At 67.4% G+C, this 8,911-nt stretch carries 7 protein-coding genes and 1 pseudogene; 2 read left to right on the plus strand and 6 right to left on the minus strand.

Annotated features, from left to right (window positions below):
* The first annotated feature begins 355 nt into the window (after positions 1-355).
* Positions 356-1,024: a DNA repair protein RadC gene (radC, locus tag G6030_RS00240; protein WP_182641821.1), complete on the plus strand. Its 669-nt coding sequence runs from the start codon at positions 356-358 to the stop codon at positions 1,022-1,024.
* Here radC and G6030_RS00245 read toward each other — a convergent pair.
* The 6 genes from G6030_RS00245 to G6030_RS00270 all read right to left on the minus strand — a co-directional run bounded on the left by G6030_RS00245 (position 1,008) and on the right by G6030_RS00270 (position 8,588).
* Positions 1,008-2,102 carry a restriction endonuclease subunit S gene (locus G6030_RS00245; RefSeq protein ID WP_182641822.1) on the minus strand — a complete coding sequence of 365 codons (1,095 nt, stop codon included), beginning with the start codon at positions 2,100-2,102 and terminating at the stop codon, positions 1,008-1,010. The two genes, radC and G6030_RS00245, sit on opposite strands and share 17 nt — an antisense overlap.
* Positions 2,099-3,589 (minus strand): N-6 DNA methylase, encoded by a 1,491-nt coding sequence (locus G6030_RS00250; RefSeq protein WP_182641823.1) that lies wholly within the window; start codon positions 3,587-3,589, stop codon positions 2,099-2,101. The genes G6030_RS00245 and G6030_RS00250 overlap by 4 nt, the downstream gene beginning before the upstream one ends.
* Complete coding sequence (locus tag G6030_RS00255; protein ID WP_182641824.1) at positions 3,586-4,446, minus strand: nucleotidyl transferase AbiEii/AbiGii toxin family protein; 861 nt, start codon at positions 4,444-4,446, stop codon at positions 3,586-3,588. Before G6030_RS00255 ends, G6030_RS00250 begins: the two co-directional genes overlap by 4 nt.
* Complete coding sequence (locus G6030_RS00260; RefSeq protein ID WP_182641825.1) at positions 4,439-5,038, minus strand: type IV toxin-antitoxin system AbiEi family antitoxin domain-containing protein; 600 nt, start codon at positions 5,036-5,038, stop codon at positions 4,439-4,441. Before G6030_RS00260 ends, G6030_RS00255 begins: the two co-directional genes overlap by 8 nt.
* Positions 5,039-5,122: 84 nt before the next feature.
* Positions 5,123-7,549 (minus strand): DEAD/DEAH box helicase family protein, encoded by a 2,427-nt coding sequence (locus G6030_RS00265; protein ID WP_182641826.1) that lies wholly within the window; start codon positions 7,547-7,549, stop codon positions 5,123-5,125.
* A 37-nt stretch (positions 7,550-7,586) separates the two neighbouring features.
* The gene (locus G6030_RS00270; RefSeq protein WP_182641827.1) at positions 7,587-8,588 is read right to left on the minus strand and encodes a 1,4-dihydroxy-2-naphthoyl-CoA synthase; all 1,002 of its coding nucleotides are present in this window, start codon (positions 8,586-8,588) and stop codon (positions 7,587-7,589) included.
* Positions 8,589-8,611: 23 nt separating this feature from the next.
* Here G6030_RS00270 and G6030_RS00275 point away from each other — a divergent pair.
* Positions 8,612-8,911, plus strand: a pseudogene (locus tag G6030_RS00275) (O-succinylbenzoate synthase); the annotation flags it as partial.

Genomic DNA, 8,911 nt, shown 5'->3' on the forward strand with positions numbered 1-8,911 from the left:
GCAGGGTCGTCGGCGGGCACCGGCAGCAGGGCGGGCCCGCGGTCGGCGAGCATCTCCTCCAGAGCGGGGAGGACCTCGGCGACCGCCGGGCCGCCGGGGACGGGCAGGGTGCGCAGCTCGCGGGAGGCGCGGTCGGCGCGGCAGGCGTGGGTGTCGGGGGGGCCGGTCATGGTCTACAGACCCTATCCGGCGCGGTGTCCTCCGACTCCGGCCTCGCATTGATGCGAGCTACCCGGCGTCTGAGCGCCCGAGCAGTCGGCTTTGGGTCCATGGTCCTGTGGATGGTCGTCGACCTTTCCCACAGGGCGCTTCGAGAGGTGGACGCTGTGGTGGCCGGCTACCTACGGTCGGTGCCATGGCCACCCCGTTCAGGGATCTCCCCGCCCACGACCTCCCTCGTGAGAGGCTTGTACGCTTCGGCCCGGCGGCTCTCAGCGACACCGAGCTGATCGCCATCCATCTCGGCTCCGGTGTGGCGGGTCAGAACGCCGTGGCCCTGGCCACGCGGCTTGTCGCCGAGTTCGGCTCGCTCGCCGGATTGGCCCGGGCCACCGCGGCGGACCTCGGCCGGTTGCCCGGGATTGGCCCGGCCAAGGCATGCAGGATCGTGGCGGCGTTCGCACTCGCCGGCCGGGTTCGGGGCCCGGCCGAGGGGCGGATTCTCGGCTCGTCGACTGACATCGCCACCCTCGCGATCCCCTTGATCGGCTCCGCCACGCGCGAGGAGGTCCTGGTGGTGGTGGCCGACGGCCGCAACCGGGTGACGCGTGTGGAGTCGGTGGCGCGGGGAGGGTCGACGACGACGAGCCTGCCGATCCGTGAAGTACTGGCCGTCGCGCTGCGTCACGATGGGGCCGCTTTGGCGCTCGCGCACAATCACCCGGCGGGGGATCCCACTCCGAGCGCCGCCGACAGTGCCGCCACCGACCGGATCCGATCCGCCGCCGAGAAGGTCGGACTTCGCTTCCTCGACCACGTGGTGGTGGCCGGCGACGCCTGGCGGAGCGTCAGCGCATCGCGGTGAAGATCTCGTTCCGGGCGGCGGGCAGGACGGCGGCGGCGAGCTCGTTGCGGCGGGAATGAAGCTTCTTGGCCTTGTCTAGCGTGAAAAGCGCCCGTTCGATAGCTGGCTGGGCCGACCTAGGGGGCAAATTAACGGTTAAATTGAGGAAGCGCTCTTCCTTCAGTCTGTTTCGGCTAGTCGGTGTGCTTCCTGTACTGGCGGCGTTCACCTGCTCGGTGAAGTCTTCGGTAGTTAGAAGAGCGAGGAGGACTCGGGGAGTGACCTGGGAGGCGTCGACTTCGAAGGCCGGGAACTCATTGGAGGAGAAGCCATCACTAGCGGCCAAAGCAAACGACTGTTTCCATGCGAAAAGTCGATTGTAGATCAGATCGCCCGATTCGATCCTTCTCACGTTTGCAGCGCTGATCTCGGTGCCGGGAAGGACCTCCCTGACGAACGCGCCTTCGCCGTACCATTTAACGCCGAGCATCGGATAGGTCTCTTCGTGGGACACCGGAATAGTCCGGATCCGGGGCTGCACGAGATCGCCGACCCGAACGCGATTCCCGTCAGGAAGTCCGAGGCCACGAGGGGGCTCCGAACTTGGCGTGGGTTGGAGCAGTGTCAGGTGCTCGGCGATGCGTGTCTGGTCGTCGAGCGACGGGAGGGGGACTCTCAGGCGCTCGAGATTCTTGATCGATAGTGTCTTATTGCGACCGGCGGAGCCCGGCGACGCCCTTCCAAGCTCCGCGCGTCCGCGGTCGGAGAGAAAATAGTCGCGAAGGAACTTGGTACTCGCCCTCTCTGAGTTGCATTCCCACGTCATGAAACGGTGCGAGCCAACTAGCTTTTCGTGTCGCTCGTCGGAAACTGCGACCGCCCCCTCCCATGCAAAGACATTGCTGAACAGGAGGTCGCCGGGCTTAATTCGGAAGATCTTCTTTTCGCCGATCTCGATGCCAGAGACCGGCTCCTTGATGAAGCAGCCCTTACCGAAGGAGCGAATCCCGATCTCGCGATAGGTAGCGGTCGCGTCGACGTCGACACGAGTTCGACGGAGGGAGGCAATGTCCCCGAACGGCACCCACTCAACCTTCACAGCTCGAACTCCGCGATTGCCGCCTGCATCTCCTCGTAGACCGACAGGAGCTCCTTCTCCGTCTGGATCAATTCGGCGATCAGCTCGGCGGGCGGCCGCTGGTCCAGTGCGTCGGGGCGGTGCGGGTTGTGCAGGTCGAGGTTAAATTCGCCGGCCTCGATGTCGGCGAAATCGACCTTCCACGCCTGCTCGTTCTCGACTCGGCCCTCGCGGCTCGTTCCGCCCCACCACCGCCGGCAGGGCTCGAACTCCTCGTAGCGCATGGGCTTGGTCTTGGTGTAGTTCTTGCGCCCCTCCGGCGGCGGCACCTCGTAGAACCACACGGGGCCCTGTTCGCCCTTCTCGAAGAACAGGACGTTCGAGGGGATGAGGGTGTACGGAGCAAAGACGCCGTTGGGGAGGCGGACCACGGTGTGCAGGTTGAACCGGGTCATGAGGTCCTTCTTGATTCGCCCGCCCACGCCGGTGTCGAAAAGCACCGAGTTGGGCACGACGATCCCGCATCGCCCGCGGGGGCTCATCTCGATGCGTGCCATGACGGACTGCAGGAAGAGCCACACCGTCTCGGCGGTGCGGAAGGTGGTGGGGAAGTTCTCGAGGACCAGCCGCTCCTCCTCGCCACCGAACGGCGGGTTGGTCACCACTACGTCAACGCCGTCCCGCTTGACCTCGGACAGCGGGTGGATGAGCGCGTTTCCCTCGGTGACGTTGGGGCGCTCCACGCCGTGGAGCAGGAGGTTCATCTGGCACAGCAGGTAGGGCAGGCCCTTCTTCTCGATCCCACGCAGCCCGGCCGAGACCTTCTCATGATCGGCGGCCGAGATGTCTCCGGCGGTCATGTGCCGGTAGGCCTCCGCCAGGAAGCCGCCCGTCCCGCACGCGGGGTCGAGGACCTTCTCGCTGGGCCTCGGGTCGACCTGGTCCACCACGAACCTGATCACTGGCCGCGGAGTGTAGAACTCGCCGGAGTCGCCGGCGGCGTCTCGCATCTCCTTGAGCATGGTCTCGTAGAACACGGCCATGGTGTGCACCTCGTCACGGGAGGTGAAGCTGATCTTGTCCACCTGGTCGACCAACTGCCGGAGCAGGTGGCCGGACTGCATCCGGTTCCGGACGTCGGTGAAGACGTGCCCCAGCGTGTCGTGGGGGTCCCCGGGGCGACCCGATCCGTGGACGGTACGCAGGTGCGGAATCAGCCGCTCGTTGACGAACGCGATCAGAGGGTCGCCGGTGACGGACTTCTCGTGCGCCCAGGTGGCCCAGCGGAACGGCTCGGGAAGTGCGGGCTCGTAGGTTTCGTCGACCAGCGCGCGTTCCGACTCGAGGTCGTCGAAGGCTTTTAGGAACAGCAGCCACGCCAGCTGGGGCAGGCGGTCCAGCTCGCCGTTCAGTCCCGCGTCCTTGCGCATAATCTGCCGCGAAGTCTTGATGACCGACTGGAGCCGGGCCTGGGTGGTGGGTTCCTTGACGGCGACGCGGGGGCTCATTGGAGGTCCTTCTCATTCACGTGCGGGCGGGTCAGTGCGGTTAGATACGTCTCGCGGACGGCTTGGAACGCGGAAGCATGATCGGGGTAGGTGAGTCCGAGATCGGTTGCCATGGCGGCGAATGGCTCGGCCCACGACCCGGGCGGTGGTTCGAGGTCTGCCGGTGGCGCCTCACCGTCGCGATCGGTGAAGACCGCTGCGAGTCGCGCACCCAGCCGCGCCGGATCGATGAGCCCGCGGTCCAGGAGCAGCACGAGGTCGACGAGATCTTTGACGCGGGACGACGGTCGGCCATGCGCGTAAATCCGCGAGTAGGCATGCAACTTCTCGGCTGCGTGCCGGTCTACGGCTACCGCGAGGACCGTGAACGGCCCGCCCAGTAGGTGCGGTTCGACGAGCAGGGGCTCCACCTCGTCGTCGTCAAGGCGGTCGGCGGTGACGACGTCGAGGGTCACAACGCCGAACTCGGTCGATCCAAGATATGCCTCGATCACCACCCTCCACGTGGTGGGCAGTTCGTCCTCCGTGCGGACTGGCCGGGGTGCCCGGGAGATCATCCGGAAGCCGTCTCCCGGATCGCGGTCCAACGCTTCGTCGAGGAGGTCGTGCAGCTCGTCGGCGTCGGGAGATCCGTCGCCGAGACGGGCGAGGTCGAGGTCTTTGGTGCTACGGGCGTCAAGCCACAGGCGGGTCTCCAAGGCGAAGCCGCCCTTGAGGACCCCGCGACTGTCCGCCGCGAGACGCCTCAGGACGAGCTGGAAGAGCAGGCGGTTGCGCAGGTGGAGAGGATCCACCCGATGCTCGGCGGCGAGGTTGCGTAGCCGGTGGTTGAGGCTCCGGGCGCGGGCGTCACTCACGGGCAACGGCTCCCACCGCGCGTTCGAGGCGGAGCGCGGCGACCGCGGGCAAGTCGTGCGCGAGGCGGCGGAGGCGGCGCTCCGTGGTGTGCCCGCCGGCGAGAGCGTCTCGGACCGCGTCGTCGACGATCTCCTGCGAGATCGATTCGGCCCCCGCCACGTCGGCGAGGGTGCGCGGGATCGAGGTGACCGACCATCCGTGGTGATCGATCCGGTCGGCTGGATCGAGCTCACCGACGTGGACGACCACGAAATCGTCCTGGGCGCGAAACCCCGGGGGAACCGTCAGGTGCAGGCGCGCCGGGTCGACGTCGGAGAGGCTGTGGGCACGAAGGGCTGACTCGTGCGAGACTACTCCGCGGCCTCGGCTCCACAGGGTCCACCGGACGTACTCGTCCTCGGGGGTGGGCGGCCAGTCGGGGAGTCTGAAGATGCCCCGGTCCACCCTGGTCCAGTTCCCGGCGTCCACGTGATACTTCTGCGCCTGGTGCGAGTATCCGACCTCTACGGCCTGAGTGGAGGAGAAGAAGCCCGCCTGGCCGAACGCGACCGCGTGAAGGCGGCGGCGAAGGTCGAGTGAGGAGGCGGTCATGCGATCAGCCTATCACGGGTAGGAAATCAATGAATCATGTAGTTTCACGAAACACGCAGGCGTGAAACTACAGTTTCTATTTATCTACGCGCCGTAGAGCCAGTCGGGAACTTGGCGCACTGCCTTTCGCAGTGCGTCCGGGCCGCCCATCGCACTGGCGATCTCGGTGATGCTTCCCGCGTCCGAGATCGGCCGGAGCCGGATGGTGCGCATCGAGATGTCGTCGATACCGAAGTCCTCGTAGCGCTGGAGGAGTCCAACGAGGACGGCCCGGCCTGCCTCACTCTGGGCGCGAATCTCCTCGGCGTGCGATTCCCGTGCGCGGCGGGCTCGCTCGGCACGGGTCCTGACCGGTGTCTGAAACGCCATCGAGAGCAGAACATCGAGGAGGTCGGAGTCCGATTCGTCTGCCAGTGCCCTGAGTCCGTCGAGGTCGATTCCCCGCTCTGCCAGAGACTCGAGGATCTCGTGGCGGGTCGACTCGTCCGCCCACAGTTTGCCGAGCGAGGCGGCGTCGCCGAAGCCGGACATAGTGCCCTCGACGAGAGTCCGTACCTCGACCATCCGTGGTTCGCCGGTCGAGCGGTCGATCACCATCGCCGCCTCCGAGGCCACCGTCACGACGCCGTCTACCACAACGTATGTCGTGCGGGGCCCTCTGGTCTCGCCGGGGTCGTCGACGTCGTCAGGGTCCTCCGCCCGGAACTCGGGTTCGGGCTCGTTCAGTAGCGGGTCGGCGGGCGCGGGGTCGCCTGTGCGGGCGGAGTCACCACCCGGCTCGGGCGTGATGTCGATGACGTCGCCACTGCCGTCCGTCTTCTCGATCGTGATGTCAGGCGGCGTGCCGTCGAAGTCCGGATCACCGAAGTGCTCGGAAGCTCCGACGTAGTCGACCACCTCGAACGCCGCCTTTCCGCCCTCGGGAAAGAGTCTGGTGCCTCGGCCAACGATTTGCTTGAACTCGATAGAGGAGCCCACCGGGCGGAAGATCACGACGTACCGCAAGTCGGGGACGTCAACGCCGGTGGAAAGGAGCCGGGAAGTGGTGGCGACGACTGGGGACGCCGACTCCGTATCGCAGAACGCCTCGAGGAGACGCTCCTTCTCCTCCTCCACGCCGACGATCCGAACGACCCATTCAGGGTCCGCGCGGACGAGGTCCGGGTTCTCGGCGATGAGTGCGGCCCGGACGTCGTCGGCATGTCGCGTGCTCACACAGAAGACGATCGCCTTGTGCGCTGGGTTCTGCCGAAGCAGTCCGGAGAGGTGACGTGCCATGGCCCGGGTTCGGGGAAGGAGGGAGAGGGCACGCTCGTAATCGCGAGTCGTGTAAACGCCCTGCGGAATCTCGCGGCCGTAGAGATCCCGCTGCCCGGGGTCGGGCGTCCAGCCCTCGGCGTCGGCGTCGAGGATCACGCGCCGGATGCGGTAGGGGGCGAGGTACCCGTCCTCTATCCCGTCGCGGAGGGAGTAGCGGTAGACGGGGTTGCCGAAATACTCGTAGCTGTGGACCGTGTCGTCGCGTGGCGTGGCCGTGAGTCCGAGGTGGATCGCGGACGCGAAGTGGTCGAGGGTGCCGCGCCATCGGGAGTTGGCGGAGGCGCTCCCGCGATGGCACTCGTCGACTATGACGAGGTCGAAGAAGTCGCGGGGGAACTGCTCGAGGAGCTCGTCCCCAGCGGCCCCCTGGTGCAGTGCCTGGTAGCTCGCGAAGTACAGCTCACCGCTCTGATCGGCGCCCATGCGGACACGTTGCAACCGCTCGTGGCCGAAAGCCGGACCGAAGTCGTTGCGCATCGGCTGAGAGAGGAGCACGTCCCGGTCGGCCAGGTAGAGCACCCTGTAGTTCTCCTCGGGCCTCACCTTCTCCTGGTAACCGAGAAGCTTGGCGACGATCTGCATGGCGGTGAACGTCTTGCCCGTGCCCGTGGCCATGAGGAGGAGGATTCGCCGCTCACCTCGGGCGATCGCCCGGAGAACCGCGCTGATCGCCAGCGCCTGGTAGTAGCGGGGTTCGTGGACCGTTCCGTCCGGCGAGACCTTCCGTCTGCTGAGTGGCTCGAGGAGGAGGTCGGCCTCAGGCCCGTCGAGCTTCATGAACCTGCGGTAGGAATCCCACGCCTCGACAGGCGTAGGGAACCCGTCGACCTTCCGTTCAGTCCCGGCAGAGCGGTCATGGACGATGATCTTCGACCCGTTGGTCGCGATGGCGAGGGGGACCTCGAGCTTCTTGGCGTAGTCGAGTGCCTGCTGGAGCCCGTCGCGAGCCGACCGGTACGCACGCTTGGCCTCGACCACGGCAACCGGCTGACCCGGGGCGATCTCGAGGACGTAGTCCACCCGCCGACCGGGGAGCGACCGGACAGCGCCATCCGACCCCGTTCGCATCGTCTGTGCGAGCGCATACTCCGGCGTGATCGCTTCTGCCGCCCAGCCGGCCGTACGGAGGGCGGGCATCACGAGGTCGCGACACGTGTCGCGCTCGAGTGGGCCGCGTCGTCCGGTAGTCATGTGAGCACTGTATCCGCGGCTCGTGTCGCCGCTCGGCTCAGTAGTAGTAGGGGTAGTCGTCCCAATTGGGTTCGCGCTTCTCGAGGAACGCGTCGCGGCCCTCCACGGCCTCGTCCGTCATGTACGCCAGCCGCGTGGCCTCGCCGGCGAACACCTGCTGGCCCATGAGGCCGTCGTCGGTGAGGTTGAACGCGAACTTCAGCATCCGCTGCGCGGTCGGCGACTTGCCGTTGATCTGCCGCGCCCACTCGATGGCGGTGTTCTCCAGCTCGGCGTGATCCACCACCCGGTTGACGGCGCCCATCTGGAACATCTCCTCGGCGGTGTAGGGCTGGCCGAGGAAGAAGATCTCGCGCGCGAACTTCTGGCCCACCTGCTTGGCCAGGTACGCGCTGCCGTAGCCGGCGTCGAACGAGCCCACGTCGGCGTCGGTCTGCTTGAACCGGGCGTGCTCCCGCGAGGCCAGCGTCAGGTCGCTCACCACGTGCAGGGAGTGCCCGCCGCCCGCGGCCCAGCCGTTGACCAGGCAGATCACGACCTTGGGCATGGTGCGGATGAGCCGCTGCACCTCGAGGATGTGCAGGCGCCCGCCCTCGGCCTTCACGCGCGCCTCGTCCACCTTGTCTGCGGTGGCGCCGGCGACGTCCGAGTCGTGCTCGGTGGAGTACTGGTAGCCGGACCGGCCCCGGATGCGCTGGTCGCCACCGGAGCAGAACGCCCACCCGCCGTCCTTAGGGCTGGGCCCGTTGCCGGTGAACAGGACGGTGCCCACGTCGGGGGAGCGGCGCGCGTGGTCGAACACCCGGTACAGCTCGTCCACCGTGTGCGGGCGGAACGCGTTGCGCACCTCGGGCCGGTCGAACGCGATGCGCACGATCCCGTTGACACGGCCCTCGCCGACGTGCCGGTGGTACGTCAGGTCGGTGAGGTCGACGCCGCTGCGGAAGCCCTCGACCTCCCGCCACTGCGACGGATCGAAGGGGTTGGCGGTCTCGTCCTGCGCGGCGCCGCCGGAACGGGTGCTGCTCTGCTCGGTCATGGCTCCGACGTTAGCGTGGACCCATGACATCCGTACCGGGCCCCGAGTCGATCGACGATCTGCTCGCGCGCGTCCACGTGGTGGCCCTGCCGATGCGGGTGCGGTTCCGCGGCGTCACCGAGCGCGAGCTCGTGCTGATCGACGGGCCCGCCGGGTGGGGCGAGTTCGGGCCGTTCGGCGAGTACCACGATCCCGAGGCCGCCCACTGGCTCGCCTCGGCGATCGAGATGGCGTGGCAGGGCCCGCCGCCGCCCGTGCGGTCGCGGGTCGCGGTCAACGCCACGGTCCCGGCGGTGGCGGCCGGCGAGGTCGGCGCGATCCTC

The organism is Dietzia sp. E1 (genome assembly GCF_014145015.1).
GTDB classification, from domain to species: Bacteria; Actinomycetota; Actinomycetes; order Mycobacteriales; family Mycobacteriaceae; genus Dietzia; species Dietzia cinnamea_A.

Coding starts and splice junctions, on each gene's coding strand:
- radC (WP_182641821.1), top strand. CDS start 356: ATGGCCACCCCGTTCAGGGATCTCCCCGCCCACGACCTCCCTCGTGAG.
- G6030_RS00250 (WP_182641823.1), bottom strand. CDS start 3,589: ATGAGCCCCCGCGTCGCCGTCAAGGAACCCACCACCCAGGCCCGGCTC.
- G6030_RS00260 (WP_182641825.1), bottom strand. CDS start 5,038: ATGACCGCCTCCTCACTCGACCTTCGCCGCCGCCTTCACGCGGTCGCG.
- G6030_RS00265 (WP_182641826.1), bottom strand. CDS start 7,549: ATGACTACCGGACGACGCGGCCCACTCGAGCGCGACACGTGTCGCGAC.
- G6030_RS00270 (WP_182641827.1), bottom strand. CDS start 8,588: ATGACCGAGCAGAGCAGCACCCGTTCCGGCGGCGCCGCGCAGGACGAG.